Consider the following 20,972-nt stretch of genomic DNA (forward strand, 5'->3'; position numbering starts at 1 on the left):
CCGTCCGGCTGACAGGCAGACGCTTATCCCTTAATCAGGGTCGGCGTAATGAAGATCACCAACTCGCGTTTTTTCTGTTGTGCGCCGCTTTGTCGGAACAAGCTTCCCAATAACGGCGCATCCCCCAATCCCGGTACCTTGTCCGCCGTCTTGCCGCTATGCCGTTGAAAAATGCCGCCGAGCACCAGGGTTTCACCGCTTTTCACCGTGATCTGCGTCTTAATCTCCTGTTTATCGATGGTCAATGCCTCCCCCGCCCCGCGGCTGATGGCGCGCCCCGGCATATTTTGGCTGATGTGCAAGGTCAGCGTGATGCGCCCGTCCGGCAACACTTTCGGCATCACCTCCATGCCCAGCACCGCCTCTTTGAACTCGATGGCGGTCGCACCGCTGGCGCCGCTCGACACTTCGTAAGGGATCTCCGTCCCCTGTTTGATGCTGGCGGTTTGCAGGTGCGCCGTCAGCAAACGCGGGCTGGCGATGATCTCCACCTGATTCTCCTGCTCCAGCGCCGTCAGCTCGAGGCTCAGCAAACGCCCGCTGATGCGCGCCAGATGGAAACCGGCGTTCACCGCGCTGCGCTCCAGTGGCAGGTTAACGCCGAGATTGCCCGGCCGCAGCGGCTGCGCTGGCCTGTCGTCGGCCGCCAACCCCCAACGCACGCCGAGTTCACGCAGGCTTTCGCTGTTGATGGTCACGATATGCGCCGCCAGTTGCACCTGTGCCAGCGGCGCGTCCATTTCCGTCACCCGTTTTTTCAACTGCGCCAGGATTGGCGCCGTGTCGCGCAGCAGCAGCGTATTGGTGCGCTTATCCGCCAGCACGCTGCCCCGCTCGCTGAGCAAGGCGCCGCGTTGGGCATTGAGGCTTTCGGCAATCTCCGCCGCATCGCCGTTCTGTAACGTCAGGGTCAGGCTGTGCAGCGGTTGCCGCTGCGCCAGCGCCTCTCGCTGCTGCCTTTTTTCCTGCGCATCCGGCTCCGGCGAGATCAGCATCACGTTGCCCTCCCGCGTCATCGTCAGCTTGCCCATGCGCAGGGTCAGCGCCAGCGCCTGAGGCCAGGGCACATTCTCCAGCCGCAGCGTCAGGTTGCCGCTCACGCCGGGCGCGGCGATCAGGTTCATCTGCCGATAATCCGCCAGCGCCTGCAGGATGACCGTGACCGGCGCATCCTGAAACTCCAGCGAAATAACTTGTTTATCCTGCGCCTGTGAGGCGCCGAGCGCCAGGCACCACAGCGCCATGCCCAGTCCAGCGCGTCCTTTCATGGTTTGCCATCCTTGTTGTCTATCATCAGCGAGATGTCGCCCTGGCTCGCCGGGCAATCCGGTTCGGCCGCCAGCGCCGTTAACGTCAGGCTGCGCGCCTGCACCTGCGTCACCTGCCAGCGCTCGGCCAGCACCCGCTGCGGCGGCCGCAGGCGCAACCATTGCCCCGCCGGCGTCACCACCCAGCCATAGCGCAGCGTCGGTTGCCCGATGACGCCTTTCAGTCGCCAGCCTGCCGGCGATGCCGCCGTTTGGGCACAAACAGGCAGCGGAGGCGGCGCAAACGGGTCGCGCGGTTCAGCGCATAAGGCCCATGGCCATAGCAGCCACCACCAGCGGCCGGGTCTTTTACTCATCGGCCTGCTCCTCGGTGGCATCCTGCAAAACCAACCGCGCCGTCATGCCAAGGGGCGGCGTCTCCACGCTCAGTTGCTCGAGGCGTAAATCGGCGGGCAGCGCCTCCAGCAGCACCAGCAAACCGGCGTAGTCAATGCGCAAGCTCAGCGTTTGCCGCGGCGGTTTCTCCTGCCGCTGCCAGCGTAGCAAAGCGCCTCCCGCCCGTTGCAGCACGCTCGCCAGATCGCCGGTGGTGGTCGGCGGAAGCGGCGCCGCCGGGATAGCGGTTTCCGGCGCCTCGTCCAGTTGGCGTTGCACCATGACGATCTGTTGCAACAGGCGCTGTTGCCGCTCCGCCGCGCTTTCCCGCTGACGCCATTCGTCCTGCAGCAGCCAACCGCCGCCCAACAGCGCCAGCGTGCCGATGCCCAGCCCTTGCGACAGCAGCAATAACCAGCCCGGCAAGCTCAGCCAGAGGCGCAGCCCGGATGACAAACGGCTATCCATCACGCCCCCACTGCGCCGCCAGATGAAAGGAGTACAGGCCGTCTTCGCGTTGCGCCACCTCAGCCAAACGCAGCCGTGGCATCGCAGGTATCCCCGCCAGCCGCCGTTCGAACTGCGTGATGGCCGCAGGAGAGCGGCTCAACCCACGCAGCCGCAGGCCGTTCACCGCATCGCTGTCCAACGCCGTGAGCCACAGCGGTGGAGGGATACTGGAGGACAATTGCTGCAGCAGCTGCAAATAACGCCGGTTATGTTGGGCGTTGCTCGCCTGCCGTTCGGCGCGGGCGCTGTGCAGCACTCGCTGCGCCCGCTCTTGCTGCTGCTGACGGACGAGCAACGTCAATGCCGCCAGCTCTTCACCCAGCATCGCCAGCCGCGCCTGCCGCTGCGCCTGTTGGTGACGCAGCTGGCCGGCGACCAGGAACAGTGCCAGCAGCAGCGCCGTTACCTGCAACAGCAGCACGCCCAGCCAGAAATAGCCGCGCCGACGATCGCGGCGCTGGCGCCAGGGCATAAAGTTGACCTGATACATCAGCGATCCTCCTCACGCAGCGCCAGACCACCGGCCAACGCGAACGCCGAAGGATGCGCAGGCAACGGCGGACGCAGCTGCGTGAAGGCGCTGAGCGGCGACCAGGCAAGGCAACCGGCGGGCAAGGCTCCCGCCAGTACGCTGCCAGCATAGACCGGCCGATCGTCGCCCGCCGGCATCTGGGCTTGCAGTGCCCGCAGCGCCTGCGCGTCATCGTCGCCCGGTGCCAGGCCAAAGGCGAACGCGCCGTCGGCCGGCGCCACCCACAGCCATTCTCGTTCGAGACGGTGCATCAGCCCCGCGGCGGGCGGCACGCCTGCCGCCGTCGCCATCATCCGCAGCGCGCAGGGGGTGATATCGACCGCTTGTGGATACAGGCCGGCCTGACGCAGACAATGCAGCCACTGCTGCAGCTCCCGCCGCCGCGCGGCGGTCAACAGCAGCGCCGCCTCATCCGCCGGTGCGGCGCGATAGTCGAGCGCCAGCGTCTGGCCGTCGAGCGGAAACTGCTTCAAACCGTGGCCACCGATATAGTCGCTGCGTTCCGGTTCGCGCAGCCGCGCGTCCGGCCGCGCCATGCGCTGCTGCAACACGCGCTGCGCCGGCAGGGCAATGCGTAAGGAAATATGTCGCGGCAGTTGGACGCGCCATTGCCGCAGCACCCGGATCAGGAATTCGGTAGGTTCCAGACAGCCGTCACGTAAAACCGCCTGCGGCAGCGCTTGCTGCCACCAGTGGCGCAACTGCCAGCCGTTGCGGCGGCGTTGGGCCGCCACCGCCCGCACGCAGTCGATTTGTATATCCAGCCCCACCTGCCATGCTTGAGGGAACATGTTTCGCAAGCCTCCATAACATCAGATGATAAAAGAACATATCCATGTCGCAGGCTTGCCTTTATACTACCGCGCGGTTGTTTATAAACTGCCCAAATGACTTAGAAATGGGAAATCTCAGGTGAAGTTCGTAAAGTATTTACTAATCCTTGCAGTATGTTGCATCGTGCTGGGAGCAGCCTCGATTTTCGGCTTGTACAAATATGTCGAGCCGCAGCTGCCCGACGTCGCAACGCTGAAAGATGTGCGACTGCAGATACCGATGCAGGTCTACAGCGCCGATGGCGAACTGATCGCCCAATACGGCGAGAAGCGCCGCATTCCGCTGAAACTGGATCAAATTCCGCCGGTGATGGTGCACGCATTCATCGCCACCGAAGACAGCCGCTTCTATGATCACCACGGCGTCGATCCGGTCGGCATCTTCCGCGCCGCCTCCATCGCGTTGGTCTCCGGCCACGCTTCGCAGGGGGCCAGTACCATTACCCAACAGCTGGCGCGTAACTTCTTCTTAAGCCCGGAACGCACCCTGATGCGTAAAATCAAGGAAGCCTTCCTGGCGGTACGCATCGAGCAAATGCTCACCAAGGATGAAATCCTTGAGCTGTATCTGAACAAGATCTATCTGGGTTACCGCGCCTACGGCGTGGGCGCCGCCGCGCAGGTCTATTTCGGCAAAGACGTCAGCCAACTGACCCTGAGCGAAATGGCGACCATCGCCGGCCTGCCGAAAGCACCGTCCACCTTCAACCCGCTCTATTCGCACGATCGCGCCGTTGCCCGTCGCAACGTGGTGCTGTCGCGCATGCTGGACGAACACTACATCACGCAGGCGCAGTACGATCAGGCGCGTTCCGAAGATCTGGTCGCCAATTACCATGCGCCGGAAATCAGCTTCTCCGCGCCGTATCTCTCCGAGATGGTGCGTCAGGAGATGATCAAGCGCTACGGTGAAAACGCCTATACCGACGGTTACAAGGTTTACACCACCGTCACCAAACGGCTGCAGCTGGCGGCGCAGGAGTCGGTGCGCAACAACGTGCTGGCCTATGACATGCGCCACGGCTACCGCGGCCCGTCCAACGTATTGTGGAAAGTCGGCGAAGCGGCCTGGGATCGCAAACAGATTGTCGATTCGCTGAAAAACCTGCCGAACTACGGCCCGCTGGCGCCGGCGGTGATCACCGCCGCCAACCCGCAGGAAGCGACGGCGATGCTGGCCGACGGCAGCAGCATTGCCCTGCCGATGGCGACCATGCGCTGGGCGCGGCCATACCGTTCAGACACGCAGCAAGGCCCAACGCCGAAACGCGTCACCGACGTGGTGCAGGCCGGCCAGCAGGTGTGGGTGCGTAAAGTGAACGAGGCCTGGTGGCTGTCGCAGGTGCCGGACGTCAACTCGGCGCTGGTCTCGATCAACCCGAACGACGGCGCGGTGAAAGCGCTGGTCGGCGGTTTCGATTTCAACCAGAGCAAATTCAACCGCGTCACGCAGGCTCTGCGCCAGGTGGGGTCGAACATCAAACCGTTCCTGTACACCGCCGCGATGGATAAAGGCCTGACGCTGGCCACTATTCTGAACGACTTGCCGATTACCCGTTGGGATGCCGGCGCCGGCACCGATTGGCGGCCGAAGAACTCGCCGCCGACCTACGACGGCCCGATTCGCCTACGGCAGGGTCTGGGGCAATCGAAGAACGTGGTGATGGTGCGCGCGATGCGCGCGATGGGCGTCGACTACGCGGCGGAATATCTGCAGCGCTTCGGCTTCCCGGCGCAGAATATCGTGCATACCGAATCGCTGGCGCTGGGTTCCGCCTCCTTCACCCCGATGCAGCTGGTGCGCGGCTACGCGGTGCTGGCGAACGGTGGTTACCTGGTCGACCCGTACTTCATCACCAAGATTGAAGACGACAACGGCAATACGGTGTTCGAAGCCAAACCGAAAGTGGTGTGCAGCAGCTGTAACCTGCCGGTGATCTACGGCGACACCCACCGTTCGGCGGTGCTGTCCGACGACAATATCGAAAACGTCGCCACCTCGCAGGAAGGCAACAACAGCACGGTGCCGATGCCGCAGCTGGAGCAGGTCACCCCGGCTCAGGTGCAACAGGACGGCGACCAACAGTTTGCGCCGCACGTCATCAGCACACAGCTGGCCTTCCTGATCCACGACGCGCTGAACAGCAACATCTTCGGCGAACCGGGTTGGATGGGTACCGCCTGGCGCGCCGGGCGCGATCTGAAACGTCATGATATCGGCGGCAAAACCGGTACCACCAACAGTTCCAAGGACGCCTGGTTCTCCGGCTATGGCCCAGATACCGTGACCTCAGTGTGGATCGGTTTCGACGATCACCGCCGCGACCTGGGCCGTTCGACGGTATCCGGCGCCATCCCGGATCAGATTTCCGGCGGCGAAGGCGGTGCCAAGAGCGCCCAGCCGGCGTGGGACGACTTCATGAAGACCGCGCTGGAAGGCATTCCGGAGCAGAAAGTCACGCCGCCGCCGGGCATCATCAGCGTCACCATCGACAAAAGCAGCGGCAAGCTCTCTGGCGGCGGCGGCGGCAGCCGTTCCGAGTACTTCATTGAGGGAACTCAGCCGACGGACTACCCATCGCGCGATACCGGCACCACGTTGACCGATCCGGGCGGTGAAAGCCACGAGCTGTTCTGATCGAAAAGGGCCAGAGAAATCTGGCCCTTTTTTTTATTCGGCGCGAAGCGTATCAGCGCGAAGCGCGCAAAAACGCCTCGGAAAGGAACAGCGCGCTGACGTTGCGCGCCTCACGAAAATCCGGTTCCGCCAACAGCGCCATCATGTTGGCGATCGGCCAGCGCACCTGCGGCAAGGGCTCCGGCTCATCCCCTTCCAGGCTCTGCGGGTAGAGATCGTGCGCCAGCACAATATTCATTTTGCTGGAAAAATAGGATGGCGCCATCGTCAGCTTGCTGAGAAAATCAAAGCGCTTCGCACCGTATCCCACCTCTTCCATCAGCTCGCGATTGGCCGCTTCCAGCACGCCCTCACCGGGATCGATCAGCCCTTTCGGGAACCCCAGCTCATAGGATTCGGTGCCCACCGCATATTCGCGGATCAGCAGCAGGTCATCGCCAATCACCGGCACGATCATCACCGCTTCGCGATCCGAAGGCCGCATGCGCTCATACACCCGCCGAACCCCGTTGCTGAATTCCAAATCGACCGACTCGACGTTGAACAAACGCGAACGCGCGACCGTTTCCACTTTCAGAATTTTAGGTTTTTGCAGGTGTTTATCCATGATTGCCTCAAAGAGGTTACCCAGGCGTGGACGGGGCAACCGAAATAATGATTGGCGTAACGCACGGCTCGTTGGCGCTCAAACGCTGACCAAATTCGATCCTGATCACATTGTGCGTTAAGGGCAAGCTCCGCCGCAACGAGCATGAACAGTAATTTACTTTCTTTTAACAAGCGTAGCCAGCGGCCGGCGATTTTCCGTACTGATTCAGCAAACAGCGTGCAAGAAAATAGGATAATACCGATATCGACGGCAGAGGCCGGTTGCTAGTATCACGCAGGCAAGAATCAGTGATAAAATGGCCTTGCGTCATGAAGGAATGAGATCCAGAGCGAGAATCTGTTTGTTCCCTCATTAGTTCTGGGTGCCTCCTGGCGGTTTACTCCGTATAATATTCACCTTTTCATCAGGTTGGCGAAATTCACGGGTGTGAGATGGGGATTGCATGAGCACAATAGTGTTGATATTGGCCTTAGTGCTTGTCTGCCTGATTGCCGCCGGCCTGTACCTATGGTTCAAGGCGCGTAACCCATCGGCGCTGGCGCACGCGTTGCCATTTATCAAGCCCGCCCACCGCAAGCTGACCGACGAAGAGCGCGCCGCGGTCGAGTTCTATCTCAATCAGCAAAACAAGCTGAGCAACAAGCTGTTGCCCGGTGGCGGCGCTACGCTGCCCGCGGCCAAACTGGCCCTCACCCCGCAAAGTGATAACGTTTATCCCGTCACGCATGCCATTACCCGCTACGGGCTGGCCAGCGACGATCCCAATAAATGGCGCTATTACCTCGACGCTGAAGAGGTGCATCTGCCGCCGTTTTGGGAACCCTATATCACCGCCGACAACCATGTGGAAGTGATCAGAACCCAGACGCTGCCGCTGGTGATTTCGCTCAACGGGCACTCGCTGAAAGATCATATTCACGACCGACCACAGCCGCCGGTGGTGACCGCCACGCCGACCAAAAACGCGTCTATCCGCAAGGAAGAGAGCGAGCATGTCGAGCTGGTCAATATTCGCAAGGAAACGCCGGAAGAGCATGCGCTGAACCGGCCTAACGGCATCCGTGAAGCCGTCATCATCTCCGCCGCGCTGCTGCTGCTGTTCTTCAGCCTGATAAGCCCGGTGCTGGTGATCCCCTGGATGATTTTCGTGGCGGTGCTGATGATCGCCTGGGGATGCTGGAACCTGTTCCGCCGTCCGGCGTCACGCGAGCTGAAAGAGATCCACTGTCTGCGCGGCACGCCGAAGCGCTGGGGCCTGTTCGGCGAATCCGACCAGGGGCAGATCAGCAACATTTCGCTCGGTATCATCGATCTTATCTACCCGCCGCATTGGCAGCCGTACCTGACGCAGGACCTGGGCAAGACCACCGATGTGGACGTCTACCTCAATCGGCAGGTGGTGCGCCAGGGGCGCTTCCTCTCGCTGCATGACGAAGTGAAAAACTTCCCGCTGCAGCAGTGGGGCCGCAACGCGGTGCTGGTCGCCAGCTCGGCGCTGGTGCTGTTGTTGCTGCTGATCTATATCCCGCTCAACCTGCCGCTGACCCTCAGCATGGCCTGGTTGCAGGGCGCGCAAAAAGTGGAAGTGACCAGCGTGCAAGCACTGGAAGCCACGCCGCTGCGGATCGGCGACACGCTGAAGGTGCGCGGCAGCGGCATGTGCTATGTGCCGCCGCCGGCCAACGGGGGTGGCGCCGTCAATTTTGCGCCGTTCGACTGCTCCGGCATTTACTGGAACAATGCCGCCCCGCTGCCGCAGCCGGAATCGGAAGTCATAGACAAAGCGACGGCCCTGCTGGCCACGGTCAACAGCCAGCTGCATCCGAGCGGTGCCGATCAGAAGGTCAACCCGCAGCTGGCCAGCGCCATCGAGAAATCCGGCATGATCCTGCTGGATGACTTCTCTGATATCGTATTGAAAACACAGGATTTGTGCCAGACAGAAAACGACTGCGTGCGGTTGAAGAACGCCTTGGTCAACCTGGGCAACGCCAAAAACTGGAGCAGCCTGGTGAAACGCGCCAGGTCCGGCGCGCTGCAAGGCGTCAACGTCCTGCTGCGCCCGGTGAGCGCCGAGTCGCTGGAAAGCCTGACCAAAGTGGCCACGTCATCGTTCATCTTCAATGAAACGCGCCTGGCCGCCGCGGCGCTCAACAGCCCGCCGCCGGGCGGTTTCCTGATCCGCAGTGACGAAGGCCGCCAGTTGGTCAGCCACCCGCAGCCGTCGGTGCCGCAGAGCGAATACAACGCCCTCGACCAGTGGAATGAGCTGCAGCGTCTTTCCACTCTGCTGCTGCATACCCCGTTCCAGGCGCAGGGGGTGATCACCAGCCTCAGCGTCGATGCCAACGGCACCCGCCACGTGGCGCTGCACAGCGAACCGGACATGATAACCCTGTGGCGCTACCTCGGTACCAGCCTGCTGTTGCTGGCGGTGGTCGTCAGCCTGGGCTATAACGCCTGGCGGCTGGTGCAGCGTCGGCGCATCAATCAGCACCGCGTCGCCGATATCCAGCGTTACTACGACAGCTGCTTCAATCCGCAGCTCAATCCGATGTCGATGCGGCCGATGGCCTGAACCTGACGCCGGGGCCTCCGCCCTGTCATCTGCTTATGCTACGCTAACGCTATTATTCTCATCCGCGGACCGCCCGTCGGTCCGCCCGTGGAGTTTTTATGGTTCCCGAGTTTGATTGGCCGCAGATCGATACCGTGCTGCTGGATATGGACGGCACCTTGCTGGATCTGGAGTTCGACAGCCACTTTTGGCTCAGCCTGGTGCCGCAGGCGCTGAGCGAAAGGCGCGCCATTCCGTTCGACGAAGCCCGCCATATCATTGAGCGGGAATATCAGGCGGTGCAGCACACCATGAACTGGTATTGCTTCGATTACTGGAGCGAACGGTTGGATCTGGATATCTACCGCATGACCAGCGAAGTCGGCAGCCGCGCCCGGCTGCGCGAAGACACCGAGCCGTTTTTACGGGCGCTGCGCGACGCCGGTCTGCACACCATTTTGCTGACCAACGCCCATCCGCACAGCCTGGCGGTGAAAATCGAGCATACCGGCCTCGATCGGCACCTTGATTTATTGTTTTCCACCCACACATTTGGTTATCCGAAAGAAGATCAGCGTCTGTGGCAAGCGGTGCAGCAGCACACCGGATTCAATCCGCAGCGCACGCTGTTCGTCGACGACGGCGAGCCGATCCTCGACGCGGCGCGCACTTTCGGCATTCGTTACTGCCTGGGCGTGCAAAACCCGGACTCCAGCACGGCGGAGAAAAGCTTCCAGCGCCATCCGGCGATGCGCGACTATCGCCTGCTGATACCGGCGCTGGCCAAGGGGGAAGCATGAAGGAAAAAGCGACGCGCGACGACGCGGTCCGGCTGGATAAGTGGCTGTGGGCCGCACGCTTCTATAAGACCCGCGCGCTGGCGCGCGAAATGATCGACGGCGGCAAGGTGCATTACAACGGCCAGCGCGGCAAGCCGAGCAAGATTGTCGAACTCAACGCCGAGCTCAAACTGCGGCAGGGCAACGAAGAACGTACGGTGATCGTGCTGGCGCTGACCAGCCAACGCCGCGGCGCCGGCGAGGCGCAGCAAATGTATCAGGAAACCGAAGCCAGCATCGCCAACCGCGAAAAAATGGCGCTGGCGCGCAAGATGAACGCGTTGACCATGCCGCATCCGGACCGTCGTCCGGACAAAAAGGAGCGGCGCGACCTGATGAAATTTAAATTTGGTGAGCCGGAATAACCCCTCACCGCAATGAGAGAAGATTATGTCCAACCATGACCAATTGCACCGTTACCTGTTTGAAAACTACGCGGTGCGCGGCGAGCTGGTTACCGTCAGCGAAACCTATCAGCAGATCCTGAATAACCACGACTACCCGGCGCCGGTGCAAAAGCTGCTGGGCGAACTGCTGGTCGCCACCAGTCTGCTGACCGCGACCCTGAAGTTCGACGGCGACATCACCGTGCAGCTGCAAGGCGACGGCCCGCTGAAGCTGGCGGTGATCAACGGCAACAACCGCCAGGAGATGCGCGGCGTTGCGCGCACCCAGGCGCCTATCGCCGACGACAGCACCTTGCATCAGATGATCGGCAACGGCGTCATGGTCATCACCATTTCCCCGACGGAAGGCGAGCGCTATCAGGGCGTGGTCGGCCTGGAAGGTGAAACCCTGGCCGAATGCCTGGAAGCCTACTTCCGCCAGTCCGAGCAGTTGCCAACCCGCCTGTTCATCCGCACCGGCGAAGCGGAAGGCAACGCCGCGGCGGCCGGTATGCTGCTGCAGGTGCTGCCGGCGCAGGACGGCCACCTCGATGATTTCGATCATCTGGTGCAACTGACCAACACGGTAAAAAGCGAAGAGCTGTTCGGCCTGCCGGCCAACGAAGTGCTGTACCGCCTGTATCACCAGGAAGAAGTCACCCTGTACGAACCACAGAACGTGCAGTTCCGTTGCACCTGTTCGCGCCAGCGCTGCGCCGACGCGCTGTTGACGCTGCCGACCGACGAAGTGGCGGACATGTTGGAGCAGGACGGCAATATCGACATGCACTGCGACTACTGTGGCAGCCACTATGTCTTTGACCCGGTTGATGTTGCCGCGTTGTATGCGGGTAACACCGGCGAAAGCGACCAGTTGCACTAAGTTACACCTCTTCGGCGGGCGCGCCCGGCGCCCGCCAACGCCCGCCGTTTGCACGTTTGCTTTTTTCCGTGTGCTATCTCTCAGATCGTAACGAAATACCGCCTAAAACGTTAAATATTTGATACCCATCGCGGTTACGCACCGTTAGATCCCTACAATTGCCGCCAGAAATTCTGTGACCAAGGAGTAGTAACATGCGCGTTAAAGGTATAACCCCTCAGGATCTGGCCGCTTACGGCATTCACGACGTTAGCGAAATCGTTCACAACCCGAGCTATGAACTGCTGTTTAAGGAAGAAACAGACCCATCTCTGGAAGGTTTTGAGCGTGGGGTAGTCACCAAGCTGGGTGCCGTCTCCGTCGATACCGGCATCTTCACCGGCCGTTCGCCGAAAGACAAATACATCGTCCGCGACGACATCACCCGCGATACCGTGTGGTGGGCCGATCAGGGCAAAGGCAAAAACGACAACAAACCCCTCAGCCCGGAAGTGTGGGCCGATCTGAAACACCTGGTCACCGAACAACTATCCGGCAAGCGCCTGTTCGTGGTGGATACCTTCTGCGGCGCCAATGCCGACTCGCGCCTGAAAGTGCGCTTCATCACCGAGGTGGCCTGGCAGGCGCACTTCGTGAAAAACATGTTCATCCGCCCAAGCGACGAAGAGCTGGCGGACTTCGAGCCGGACTTCGTGGTGATGAACGGCGCCAAATGCACCAATCCGAACTGGCAACAGCAAGGCCTGAACTCGGAGAACTTCGTCGCCTTCAACCTGACCGAGCGCATGCAGCTGATCGGCGGCACCTGGTACGGCGGCGAAATGAAGAAAGGCATGTTCTCGATGATGAACTACCTGCTGCCGCTGAAAGGCATCGCCTCGATGCACTGCTCGGCCAACGTGGGCGAGAAAGGCGACGTGGCGGTGTTCTTCGGCCTGTCCGGCACCGGCAAGACCACTCTCTCCACCGATCCTAAGCGTCAGCTGATCGGCGATGACGAGCACGGCTGGGACGACGACGGCGTGTTCAACTTCGAAGGCGGCTGCTACGCCAAGACCATCAAGCTGTCTGAAGAAGCCGAGCCGGATATCTACCACGCCATCAAACGCGACGCGCTGCTGGAAAACGTCACCGTACTGGCCGACGGCAGCATCGACTTCAACGACGGTTCGAAAACCGAGAACACCCGCGTTTCTTATCCGATCTATCATATCCAGAACATCGTCAAGCCGGTGTCCAAGGCGGGTCATGCCACCAAGGTGATCTTCCTGACCGCCGATGCCTTCGGCGTGCTGCCGCCGGTATCGCGTCTGACCGCCAACCAGACTCAGTACCACTTCCTGTCCGGCTTCACCGCCAAGCTGGCCGGCACCGAGCGCGGCGTAACCGAACCGACGCCAACCTTCTCCGCCTGCTTCGGCGCCGCATTCCTGTCGCTGCACCCGACGCAGTACGCCGAAGTGCTGGTGAAACGCATGCAGGCCGCCGGCGCCCAGGCTTACCTGGTCAACACCGGCTGGAACGGTACCGGCAAGCGCATCTCGATCAAAGATACGCGCGGCATCATCGACGCCATCCTGAGCGGTGAAATCGACAAGGCGGAAACCGTCACCCTGCCGATCTTCGATCTGGCGATGCCGACCGCGCTGCCGGGCGTGAACCCGGAGATCCTCGATCCGCGCAATACCTACGCCAGCCTCGAGCAGTGGCAGGAAAAAGCGCAGGATCTAGCCGAGCGCTTCATCACCAACTTCGACAAATACACCGACACGCCTGCGGGCGCCGCGCTGGTCAGCGCCGGCCCGAAGCTGTAATTCGGTAGCGTTACCTCTTCAGCTAAGGCGCGGATCCCGCGCCTTTTTTTATTTTCAGTGATTGCTTTTTAACCAGCAAGGCGAGAAAATAAGTCAATGCAATCATTGATAGCAAAGGAGGTTTAAATGGCGACTATCACCGTCAGAAATCTGGACGACGAAATCAAAGAGCTGCTGCGTATTTCAGCGGCGAAAAACGGCCATTCCATGGAAGAGGAAGCGCGCATGATCCTGAAACAGGCGCTGGTGAAAAAGCCGCCGCGCTATGGATTGGGTACCTGGATGCATCAGCACTTCGCCGAATTCGGCGGCGTCGAGCTGGAGATCCCACCGCGTGACGCCGTGCCACCACGCATCGTCACCTTTGATGATGAAGATGACAACGCATGATTATTCTCGACACCAACGTCATTTCAGAAACGCTGCGCCCCAGTCCGTACTACAACGTCATTAACTGGTTAAATGAAAAGGACAATGACGAACTCTATCTGAGCGCCATTGTCCTGGCCGAACTGTTCAGCGGCGTCGCCTGCATGCCTGACGGCAAGCGCCAGCGGGATCTCAAGCTCAAATTGGCGGACGCGATTGAATTGAAGTTCGAGGGGCAGATATTGCCGTTTGATGGGCTGTGCGCGATGCAATACGCGGAATTGACGGCAAGGAATCGGCTTCTGGGTAAAGCGATGAGCGTGCCGGATGCCCAAATCGCCGCCACCTGCCTGCATTACGGCGCCGCCCTGGCCACCCGCAATACCCAAGACTTCCTCCACTGCGGCATCGAGTTAATCGATCCGTGGCAGGCACCGACCGGCCGTCGGTTGCATGAGGATGCGGCGGAATACTACGTGATGAGCCGGAAGTCCTGACGGGGCCGCAACGATGCGGCCCGCGCCAAGAGCGTCAGGCGTTTTCTCTGGCGGTTTGATGGCCGTTGGCCGACTCTTTTTTCTCCATCGGCAACGGAATATACGCGCGGATCAATAGCCCGCCGCGCTCGCTGGTACCGATATCCAGCTCGCCGTCGTGCGCGTCGATAATACGCTGCACGATCGCCAGCCCCAGACCGGTGCCGCTGGTGCTGCGCGCGCTGTCACCGCGTACGAACGGCTGCAGCAGGTGCTTCAATTCTTCCGGCTTGATGCCCGGGCCGTCATCCTCCACCTGGAACCAGCCGCGCTGCAGCTCGCGGCCGCTGCTGACCTTGATCCAGCCGTTGCCGTAACGCGCCGCGTTCACCACCATGTTCACCGCCGCCCGCTTAATCGACAGCGGGTGCACGTTCATCATCAGCTCACCCGGCGACAGCGCGGTTTCAATCACCCGCTCATAGCCGCTTTCCGCCGCGACCACCTCGCCCAAAATGGCGTTCAGATCGCTGCTTTCGGTCGGCATCTCCTGCCCGGTGCGCAGATAATCGATGAACTGCTCGATGATGGCGTTGCACTCTTCGATGTCTTTATTGATCGACTCGGCCAGATAGCCGTCTTCGGCGCTCATCATCTCGGTCGCCAGCCGGATGCGCGTCAACGGCGTGCGCAGGTCATGGCTGACCCCGGCCATCAGCAAGGTGCGGTCATCCGCCAGCTGCTTGACGCCCGACGCCATCTGATTGAATGCGCGAGTCACCGATCGCACTTCGGAAGCGCCATACTCGCGCAGCGGCGGCGGAATGATGCCCTTGCCCACCTGCAGCGCCGCATGTTCCAGCTCCACCAGTGGGCGGTTTTGAATGCGAATAAACAACCAGGCGCCGCCGATTGCCAGCAACATGATCGCCAGCGTATAGCGGAACAGCGGAGAGAAGTCGCCCTGGTGGATTTCCGTCAGCGGCACGCGCACCCAGATATCGGGCTGCAGCCAGGTTTTCAGCCACACCACCGGGGAGTTCTTGTTCACCTCCACCCGCACATCGGTCGGCCCGCCGAGCTGCTGCGCCATCTGCTGACTGAGGAACTGATAGTGCTGCGCCCAGCGCAGGCCGCTCTCCTCCGCCGCCGAGTTGGTGTAAAGAGAGATGCCCAGTTCGCGGTAGATCTCACGGCGGAACGCCGGCGGCACTTCCAGCAGCGTGCCGTCCTCCAGCTGCAGCCGATCGGTCATCAGCATACGCACTTCGTACGCCAATACCTTGTTGAACTGCTGCAGGCTGGGCAGGATGGCGAAGTTCAGCACCACCAGATAGGTCGTCACCAGGCTGACGAACAGCAAGGTGACGATCAACAACAGGGTTCGGGCAAACGAGCTACGCGGTGAAAAGCGCAATCGCCTCATGCCTTGCTGCCGTCCGGGACGAACACGTAGCCGAGACCCCAAACGGTCTGGATATAACGCGGATGCGCCGGATCTTCTTCAACCATGCGGCGCAGGCGAGAAATCTGCACGTCGATCGAGCGCTCCATGGCGCTGTATTCGCGGCCACGCGCCAGGTTCATCAGCTTATCGCGCGACAGCGGTTCACGCGGGTGGCTGACCAGCGCCTTCAGGACCGCGAACTCGCCGCTGGTCAACGGCATCGGTTCGTCTTCGCGGAACATCTCGCGGGTGCCGAGGTTCAGTTTGAATTTCCCGAACGCGATCACCGCTTCTTCCTGCGAAGGCGCGCCCGGCAGTTCGTTAGCCTGGCGGCGCAGCACCGCGCGGATGCGAGCCAACAGCTCACGCGGGTTGAACGGTTTAGGAATGTAGTCGTCGGCGCCGATTTCCAGCCCCACGATGCGATCGACCTCTTCGCCTTTGGCGGTAACCATAATGATTGGCATCGGGTTGCTCTGGCTGCGCAGGCGGCGGCAGATGGACAGCCCATCTTCGCCCGGCAACATCAGATCGAGCACCATCAGATGGAAGGATTCACGGGTCAGCAAGCGATCCATTTGCTCAGCGTTGGCAACGCTGCGAACCTGGAAGCCCTGCTCGGTTAAATAACGTTCTAAAAGCGCGCGCAGGCGCATGTCATCATCGACAACCAGGATCTTATGATTCTCTTGCATGGTATTACTCCCAAAGGCTTTATTGCCTGACTCGAATATTGTTAGAAAACCTTGCCATTTGAGACAGCGTTTAATGGTATGTATTCTAGACGAAATTGTTACAAAGCTTATTCTTTTCCCCATTTATCAACAATTTTCATCGAATGTCGACGGGGGTTCGTCAAAATTTCGCCCTTTATCGGCGCAATGTGGGGCGGCGGCCCAATTTTACGCAATTTCGCCACCGGCGAACCGCACGGTGGCGTTTTGGCGGCGAGTCAGGAAGTCTGCAGGAAACGCGCCAGCTGCCGACGCAGCTGCCGGTTCTCTTGCTGCAGCGCATCAACCCGGTCGAGCAGCGTCAGCGCCATGGCGATCCCCGGCCAATCCAGATCCAGCTCGGCCCGCAGCCTGCGCGCACGCTGTAGATGGCTCAGCGCCGGGTAATCGAACTCCCAGCTCGGCTGCGCCGGCTCCAGCGGCACGATCACGCCCAGGCCGACGATCTCGACCAGCTCATCCTCTGAAATCTCCACCCGTTGGCACAGTTCCACCACGGTGAATGTGATCTCTTTTTTCATCATGTGCTTTACTCCCATTCCGCGCGCGGGTTGAACGCCGCCTGTTCAGCCAGTTCACGCCACAGGGCGCTGGCCTTCTCGTTCGGCTTCGGCGGCATCACTACCTTGAGAATGACATACAGATCGCCGGGCTCTTTCTTGCCTGCCAGCCCCTTGCCCTTGACCCGCAGCCGTTTGCCGCTTTGGCTGCCGGCCGGCACGGTCAGCGCGATTTTGCCGGTCAGCGTCGGCACCTCGATGCTGGCCCCCAGCGCCGCTTCCCACGGGGCGAGCGGCGCCACGATGCTCAGGTTGTGGCCGTCAATCTCGAACAGCGGATGCGGCGCGAGGCGGATGACCAGATACAGGTCGCCGTTCTGGCCGCCGCCCACGCCGGCAACGCCCTGCCCCTTAAGGCGAATGCGCTCGCCGTCGCCCACGCCGGCCGGGATTTTCACGTTCAGCGTTTTGCTGGCTTCGCTCACCTGCCGCCCCAGCTCGTCATACACCGGCAGCTTATAGGAGATCTCGCGGCTTTGGCCATGCAGCGTTTCCTCGAGGAACAGCGGCACCTCCATCTCGAGATCCTGGCCGCGGAAGCCATGTCCGCCGTGCGAGTGCGAAGCGGAGCGATGCCCGCCCGCCGCCCGCCCGCCGAACATGCTTTCGAAGAAATCGGAGAAGTCTTGCGCGTCGGCGCCGCCGCCGTGCCATGAAGCGCTCTGCTGGTAGCCGCCTTGATCGCCGCGCGCCTGGCGGCCAAAGTTCGGATCGTTGCGGTGCAGCCGGATCTGATCGTACTCAGCGCGGCGTTCTTCGTCCTTCAGCACCTCATAGGCTTCGGCCAGCTCCTTGAATTTGCTCTCGGCGTCGTCTTCAGTGCTCACGTCAGGGTGATATTTACGCGCCAGCCGGCGGTAGGCCGTTTTGATGGTTTTCAGATCGGCGTTGGGCTCAACGCCCATCGTTGCGTAGTAATCTTTAAATTCCATGCGGTAATACCTTCAATGTGTTGGGTTGTGCGCCAAAATTCCTTGTCTCTCTCGCCAGATATCCTCCTTTCGTCACATTCCTTTTCCGCTATCGCTAAGCATACTCCCGATTGTTAAAAGCTGCGCAAACTGAATAAAAACCGTGCGACAACGCACAGGCCCGCGCGCCATTTCTAAAGCCCCCCGCATTCACGTACACTGTGGCGGTGGCCCCATAAAGATAAATCACCATGAGAACTCAACTGATAACCCGTGAAGGGTATGACAAGCTCAAACAAGAGCTGGATTACCTCTGGCGCGAAGAACGCCCCGAGGTGACCAAGAAAGTGACCTGGGCCGCCAGCCTGGGCGACAGAAGCGAAAACGCCGACTACCAGTACAACAAGAAGCGGCTGCGCGAGATCGACCGCCGCGTCCGCTATCTGACCAAATGCCTGGAGCAGCTGAAGATCGTCGATTACTCCCCGCAGCAGGAAGGCAAGGTATTCTTCGGCGCCTGGGTGGAAGTAGAGAACGAAGACGGCGAGACCAAACGCTTTCGCATCGTCGGTTACGACGAAATCTTCGGCCGCAAGGATTACATCTCCATCGACGCGCCGATGGCGCGCGCCCTGCTGAAAAAAGAGGTCGGGGACGTCGCCACCGTCAATACGCCACTGGGCGAGGCGCAGTGGTACGTTAACGAGATAGACTACCCAAAGTAAGCTTTCAGCTTTTTCCGAACCGCCGCCAACGCCGCCGCCTGCGCAGTTCTCCACGCCGCAGCCGCGCGGCGGCGGCCCGCTCCACTGGCATTTTCCCCGATCAATCCGTATAACTGTCCCCTGTTTATTCACCGTTCTCAATACAGATACCAGACCTATGAATGACCCACTGAGCCGCATTATTGCAACAGAACTGCAGGCCCGGCCGGAGCAAGTCGACTCCGCCATCCGTCTGCTGGATGAAGGTAATACCGTGCCTTTTATTGCACGCTATCGTAAGGAAGTCACCGGGGGTTTGGACGACACCCAACTGCGCCAGCTGGAAACCCGCCTGGGTTATCTGCGTGAACTGGAAGATCGTCGCCAGACTATCCTGAAGTCGATCGATGAACAGGGCAAACTGACCGAACAACTGGCGGGGGCGATCAACGCCACGCTGAGCAAGACCGAGCTCGAAGACCTCTATCTGCCGTACAAACCGAAGCGCCGCACCCGCGGCCAGATCGCCATCGAAGCCGGCCTGGAACCGCTGGCGGACGCGCTGTGGCAGGATCCGCAACAGCAGCCGGAACAGCTGGCTGAACGCTACGTCGACGCCGACAAAGGCGTGGCGGACGTCAAAGCCGCCCTCGACGGCGCGCGCTATATCCTGATGGAGCGCTTCGCCGAAGATGCCTCGCTGCTGGCCAAGGTGCGCGACTACCTGTGGAAAAACGCCCATCTGGTGTCCAAAGTGGTCGAGGGCAAGGAAGAAGAAGGCGCCAAATTCCGCGACTATTTCGATCACCACGAACCGATTTCCCAGGTGCCTTCGCACCGCGCGCTGGCGATGTTCCGCGGCCGCAACGAAGGCGTGCTGCAGCTGGCGCTAAACGCCGATCCGCAGTTTGAGGAAGCGCCGCGTGAAAGCCAGGCGGAGCTGATCATCATCAATCACCTCAACCTGCGTCTGAATAACGCCCCGGCCGACGCCTGGCGCAAGGCGGTGGTCAACTGGACCTGGCGCATCAAGGTGCTGCTGCACCTGGAAACCGAGCTGATGGGCACGGTGCGCGAGCGCGCGGAAGATGAAGCGATCAACGTTTTCGCCCGCAATATGCACGATCTGCTGATGGCCGCGCCGGCCGGCATGCGCGCCACCATGGGCCTCGATCCGGGCCTGCGCACCGGGGTGAAAGTGGCCGTGGTCGACGCGACCGGCAAGCTGGTCGCCACCGACACCGTCTACCCGCACACCGGGCAAGCGGCCAAAGCCGCCGCCATCGTCGCGGCGCTGTGCATCAAACATAACGTGGAGCTGGTGGCCATCGGCAACGGCACCGCTTCGCGTGAGACCGAGCGCTTCTATCTCGACCTGCAAAAGCAGTTCGGCGAGGTCCGGGCGCAGAAAGTGATCGTCAGCGAAGCGGGCGCGTCGGTGTATTCCGCGTCCGAACTGGCGGCGCTTGAGTTCCCGGATCTCGACGTGTCGCTGCGCGGCGCGGTATCCATTGCCCGTCGCCTGCAGGATCCGCTGGCGGAGCTGGTGAAGATCGATCCGAAATCCATCGGCGTCGGCCAGTATCAGCACGACGTCAGCCAGAGCCAGTTGGCGAAGAAGCTGGATTCGGTGGTGGAAGACTGCGTGAACGCCGTCGGCGTCGATCTGAACACCGCGTCGGTGCCGCTGCTGACCCGCGTGGCCGGCCTGACGCGCATGATGGCGCAGAACATCGTCAACTGGCGCGACGAGAACGGCCGCTTCAGCAACCGTGAACAGCTGCTTAAGGTCAGCCGCCTAGGGCCGAAAGCCTTCGAACAGTGCGCCGGCTTCCTGCGCATCAACCACGGCGACAACCCGCTGGACGCCTCCACCGTTCACCCGGAAGCTTATCCGGTGGTGCAGCGCATTCTGGCCGCCACCGAGCAGGCGCTGCAGGATCTGATGGGCAACGCTTCGGCGGTGCGCAGCCTGAAAGCGGTCGATTTCACCGACGACAAGTTCGGCGTGCCGACGGTCACCGATATCCTGAAAGAGCTGGAGAAGCCGGGCCGCGATCCGCGTCCGGAGTTCAAAACCGCAACCTTTGCCGAAGGGGTGGAAACCCTCAACGATCTGCAGGTGGGCATGATCCTGGAAGGGTCGGTCACCAACGTCACCAACTTCGGCGCCTTCGTGGATATCGGCGTGCATCAGGACGGCCTGGTGCACATCTCCTCGCTGGCAGACAAGTTCGTCGAAGATCCGCACACCGTGGTGAAGGCCGGTGACATCGTCAAAGTGAAGGTGATGGAAGTCGATCTGCAGCGTAAACGCATTGCGTTGAGCATGCGCCTGGATGAGCAGCCGGGCGAAGGTTCACCGCGCCGCGGCGGCAACGCGCCTGCGCAGACGCGCGACAACGCCAACCGTTCGGCGGGCGGCAACAAGGCCAAACCGCGCAACGCGGCGCCGGCCGGCAACAGCGCCATGGGCGACGCGCTGGCGGCGGCATTCGGCAAGAAACGCTAAGTCGGAACCGACAG

At 61.2% G+C, this 20,972-nt stretch carries 20 protein-coding genes; 10 read left to right on the top strand and 10 right to left on the bottom strand.

The annotated features are described in order from the left end of the window. Nucleotides 1–23 precede the first annotated feature (23 nt). From hofQ to pilM, 5 genes are read right to left on the bottom strand one after another with little or no spacing between them, the layout of a single operon-like run. Entirely contained in the window at nucleotides 24–1,268 is a 1,245-nt protein-coding gene (gene hofQ / locus ACYF6X_RS22835; protein WP_130018335.1) for a DNA uptake porin HofQ, read from the bottom strand. Further along, nucleotides 1,265–1,624: a HofP DNA utilization family protein gene (locus ACYF6X_RS22840; protein ID WP_130018334.1), complete on the bottom strand. Its 360-nt coding sequence runs from the start codon at nucleotides 1,622–1,624 to the stop codon at nucleotides 1,265–1,267. The genes hofQ and ACYF6X_RS22840 overlap by 4 nt, the downstream gene beginning before the upstream one ends. Further along, complete coding sequence (locus ACYF6X_RS22845; RefSeq protein ID WP_130018333.1) at nucleotides 1,617–2,111, bottom strand: hypothetical protein; 495 nt, start codon at nucleotides 2,109–2,111, stop codon at nucleotides 1,617–1,619. The genes ACYF6X_RS22840 and ACYF6X_RS22845 overlap by 8 nt, the downstream gene beginning before the upstream one ends. Then, a complete protein-coding gene (locus ACYF6X_RS22850; protein WP_130018332.1) occupies nucleotides 2,104–2,643 on the bottom strand; it encodes a PilN domain-containing protein in 540 nt (179 codons plus the stop codon). The genes ACYF6X_RS22845 and ACYF6X_RS22850 overlap by 8 nt, the downstream gene beginning before the upstream one ends. After that, entirely contained in the window at nucleotides 2,643–3,476 is an 834-nt protein-coding gene (gene pilM, locus ACYF6X_RS22855; protein WP_130018331.1) for a pilus assembly protein PilM, read from the bottom strand. Before pilM ends, ACYF6X_RS22850 begins: the two co-directional genes overlap by 1 nt. Before the next feature lie 121 nt (nucleotides 3,477–3,597). Here pilM and mrcA point away from each other — a divergent pair, with 121 nt between their 5' ends. Continuing rightward, entirely contained in the window at nucleotides 3,598–6,156 is a 2,559-nt protein-coding gene (mrcA, locus tag ACYF6X_RS22860) for a peptidoglycan glycosyltransferase/peptidoglycan DD-transpeptidase MrcA (RefSeq protein WP_063991697.1), read from the top strand. A gap of 52 nt (nucleotides 6,157–6,208) precedes the next feature. Here mrcA and nudE read toward each other — a convergent pair whose 3' ends face one another. After that, nucleotides 6,209–6,763: an ADP compounds hydrolase NudE gene (gene nudE / locus ACYF6X_RS22865; protein ID WP_015379304.1), complete on the bottom strand. Its 555-nt coding sequence runs from the start codon at nucleotides 6,761–6,763 to the stop codon at nucleotides 6,209–6,211. Nucleotides 6,764–7,208: 445 nt separating this feature from the next. On the opposite strand from nudE, the gene ACYF6X_RS22870 reads away from it, so the two are divergent. The 7 genes from ACYF6X_RS22870 to ACYF6X_RS22900 all read left to right on the top strand — a co-directional run bounded on the left by ACYF6X_RS22870 (nucleotide 7,209) and on the right by ACYF6X_RS22900 (nucleotide 14,111). Continuing rightward, nucleotides 7,209–9,344 (top strand): intracellular growth attenuator family protein, encoded by a 2,136-nt coding sequence (locus ACYF6X_RS22870; protein ID WP_130018330.1) that lies wholly within the window; start codon nucleotides 7,209–7,211, stop codon nucleotides 9,342–9,344. Between the two features lie 98 nt (nucleotides 9,345–9,442). Next, entirely contained in the window at nucleotides 9,443–10,123 is a 681-nt protein-coding gene (gene yrfG / locus ACYF6X_RS22875; protein ID WP_063991699.1) for a GMP/IMP nucleotidase, read from the top strand. Further along, nucleotides 10,120–10,527 carry a ribosome-associated heat shock protein Hsp15 gene (hslR, locus tag ACYF6X_RS22880; RefSeq protein WP_015379306.1) on the top strand — a complete coding sequence of 136 codons (408 nt, stop codon included), beginning with the start codon at nucleotides 10,120–10,122 and terminating at the stop codon, nucleotides 10,525–10,527. The genes yrfG and hslR overlap by 4 nt, the downstream gene beginning before the upstream one ends. 25 nt (nucleotides 10,528–10,552) lie before the next feature. After that, entirely contained in the window at nucleotides 10,553–11,431 is an 879-nt protein-coding gene (gene hslO, locus ACYF6X_RS22885; RefSeq protein ID WP_063991700.1) for an Hsp33 family molecular chaperone HslO, read from the top strand. Between the two features lie 194 nt (nucleotides 11,432–11,625). After that, entirely contained in the window at nucleotides 11,626–13,245 is a 1,620-nt protein-coding gene (gene pckA / locus ACYF6X_RS22890; RefSeq protein ID WP_015379308.1) for a phosphoenolpyruvate carboxykinase (ATP), read from the top strand. Between the two features lie 126 nt (nucleotides 13,246–13,371). After that, complete coding sequence (locus ACYF6X_RS22895; protein WP_004930730.1) at nucleotides 13,372–13,635, top strand: FitA-like ribbon-helix-helix domain-containing protein; 264 nt, start codon at nucleotides 13,372–13,374, stop codon at nucleotides 13,633–13,635. Then, a complete protein-coding gene (locus ACYF6X_RS22900; protein WP_130018329.1) occupies nucleotides 13,632–14,111 on the top strand; it encodes a type II toxin-antitoxin system VapC family toxin in 480 nt (159 codons plus the stop codon). Before ACYF6X_RS22895 ends, ACYF6X_RS22900 begins: the two co-directional genes overlap by 4 nt. A 34-nt stretch (nucleotides 14,112–14,145) precedes the next feature. On the opposite strand, the gene envZ is transcribed toward ACYF6X_RS22900, so the two are convergent. From envZ to cbpA, 4 genes are all read right to left on the bottom strand, one after another. Next, nucleotides 14,146–15,516, bottom strand: a complete 1,371-nt coding sequence (envZ, locus tag ACYF6X_RS22905; RefSeq protein WP_038881686.1) for a two-component system sensor histidine kinase EnvZ — start codon at nucleotides 15,514–15,516, stop codon at nucleotides 14,146–14,148. Then, on the bottom strand, nucleotides 15,513–16,232 hold the full coding sequence (gene ompR, locus ACYF6X_RS22910) for an osmolarity response regulator transcription factor OmpR (RefSeq protein ID WP_004709363.1): 720 nt from the start codon (nucleotides 16,230–16,232) through the stop codon (nucleotides 15,513–15,515). Before ompR ends, envZ begins: the two co-directional genes overlap by 4 nt. A gap of 257 nt (nucleotides 16,233–16,489) precedes the next feature. After that, complete coding sequence (locus ACYF6X_RS22915; protein ID WP_049202813.1) at nucleotides 16,490–16,795, bottom strand: chaperone modulator CbpM; 306 nt, start codon at nucleotides 16,793–16,795, stop codon at nucleotides 16,490–16,492. A gap of 5 nt (nucleotides 16,796–16,800) precedes the next feature. Next, complete coding sequence (cbpA, locus tag ACYF6X_RS22920; RefSeq protein ID WP_107227974.1) at nucleotides 16,801–17,763, bottom strand: curved DNA-binding protein; 963 nt, start codon at nucleotides 17,761–17,763, stop codon at nucleotides 16,801–16,803. Between the two features lie 230 nt (nucleotides 17,764–17,993). On the opposite strand from cbpA, the gene greB reads away from it, so the two are divergent. Both greB and ACYF6X_RS22930 read left to right on the top strand, forming a co-directional pair. Continuing rightward, nucleotides 17,994–18,467 carry a transcription elongation factor GreB gene (gene greB / locus ACYF6X_RS22925; protein WP_038878177.1) on the top strand — a complete coding sequence of 158 codons (474 nt, stop codon included), beginning with the start codon at nucleotides 17,994–17,996 and terminating at the stop codon, nucleotides 18,465–18,467. A gap of 157 nt (nucleotides 18,468–18,624) precedes the next feature. Beyond that, nucleotides 18,625–20,958, top strand: coding sequence for a Tex family protein (locus ACYF6X_RS22930; protein ID WP_107227975.1), 2,334 nt, complete (start codon nucleotides 18,625–18,627; stop codon nucleotides 20,956–20,958). Nucleotides 20,959–20,972: the final 14 nt, after the last annotated feature.

It is taken from the genome of Serratia sp. ID 25-353 (genome assembly GCF_054792795.1).

Bases quoted from the DNA above. Each gene is read 5' to 3' on its own strand.
- hofQ (WP_130018335.1), bottom strand. From the start codon at position 1,268: ATGAAAGGACGCGCTGGACTGGGCATGGCGCTGTGGTGCCTGGCGCTC.
- ACYF6X_RS22840 (WP_130018334.1), bottom strand. From the start codon at position 1,624: ATGAGTAAAAGACCCGGCCGCTGGTGGTGGCTGCTATGGCCATGGGCC.
- ACYF6X_RS22845 (WP_130018333.1), bottom strand. From the start codon at position 2,111: ATGGATAGCCGTTTGTCATCCGGGCTGCGCCTCTGGCTGAGCTTGCCG.
- ACYF6X_RS22850 (WP_130018332.1), bottom strand. From the start codon at position 2,643: ATGTATCAGGTCAACTTTATGCCCTGGCGCCAGCGCCGCGATCGTCGG.
- pilM (WP_130018331.1), bottom strand. From the start codon at position 3,476: ATGTTCCCTCAAGCATGGCAGGTGGGGCTGGATATACAAATCGACTGC.
- nudE (WP_015379304.1), bottom strand. From the start codon at position 6,763: ATGGATAAACACCTGCAAAAACCTAAAATTCTGAAAGTGGAAACGGTC.
- ACYF6X_RS22870 (WP_130018330.1), top strand. From the start codon at position 7,209: ATGAGCACAATAGTGTTGATATTGGCCTTAGTGCTTGTCTGCCTGATT.
- yrfG (WP_063991699.1), top strand. From the start codon at position 9,443: ATGGTTCCCGAGTTTGATTGGCCGCAGATCGATACCGTGCTGCTGGAT.
- hslR (WP_015379306.1), top strand. From the start codon at position 10,120: ATGAAGGAAAAAGCGACGCGCGACGACGCGGTCCGGCTGGATAAGTGG.
- hslO (WP_063991700.1), top strand. From the start codon at position 10,553: ATGTCCAACCATGACCAATTGCACCGTTACCTGTTTGAAAACTACGCG.
- pckA (WP_015379308.1), top strand. From the start codon at position 11,626: ATGCGCGTTAAAGGTATAACCCCTCAGGATCTGGCCGCTTACGGCATT.
- ACYF6X_RS22895 (WP_004930730.1), top strand. From the start codon at position 13,372: ATGGCGACTATCACCGTCAGAAATCTGGACGACGAAATCAAAGAGCTG.
- ACYF6X_RS22900 (WP_130018329.1), top strand. From the start codon at position 13,632: ATGATTATTCTCGACACCAACGTCATTTCAGAAACGCTGCGCCCCAGT.
- envZ (WP_038881686.1), bottom strand. From the start codon at position 15,516: ATGAGGCGATTGCGCTTTTCACCGCGTAGCTCGTTTGCCCGAACCCTG.
- ompR (WP_004709363.1), bottom strand. From the start codon at position 16,232: ATGCAAGAGAATCATAAGATCCTGGTTGTCGATGATGACATGCGCCTG.
- ACYF6X_RS22915 (WP_049202813.1), bottom strand. From the start codon at position 16,795: ATGATGAAAAAAGAGATCACATTCACCGTGGTGGAACTGTGCCAACGG.
- cbpA (WP_107227974.1), bottom strand. From the start codon at position 17,763: ATGGAATTTAAAGATTACTACGCAACGATGGGCGTTGAGCCCAACGCC.
- greB (WP_038878177.1), top strand. From the start codon at position 17,994: ATGAGAACTCAACTGATAACCCGTGAAGGGTATGACAAGCTCAAACAA.
- ACYF6X_RS22930 (WP_107227975.1), top strand. From the start codon at position 18,625: ATGAATGACCCACTGAGCCGCATTATTGCAACAGAACTGCAGGCCCGG.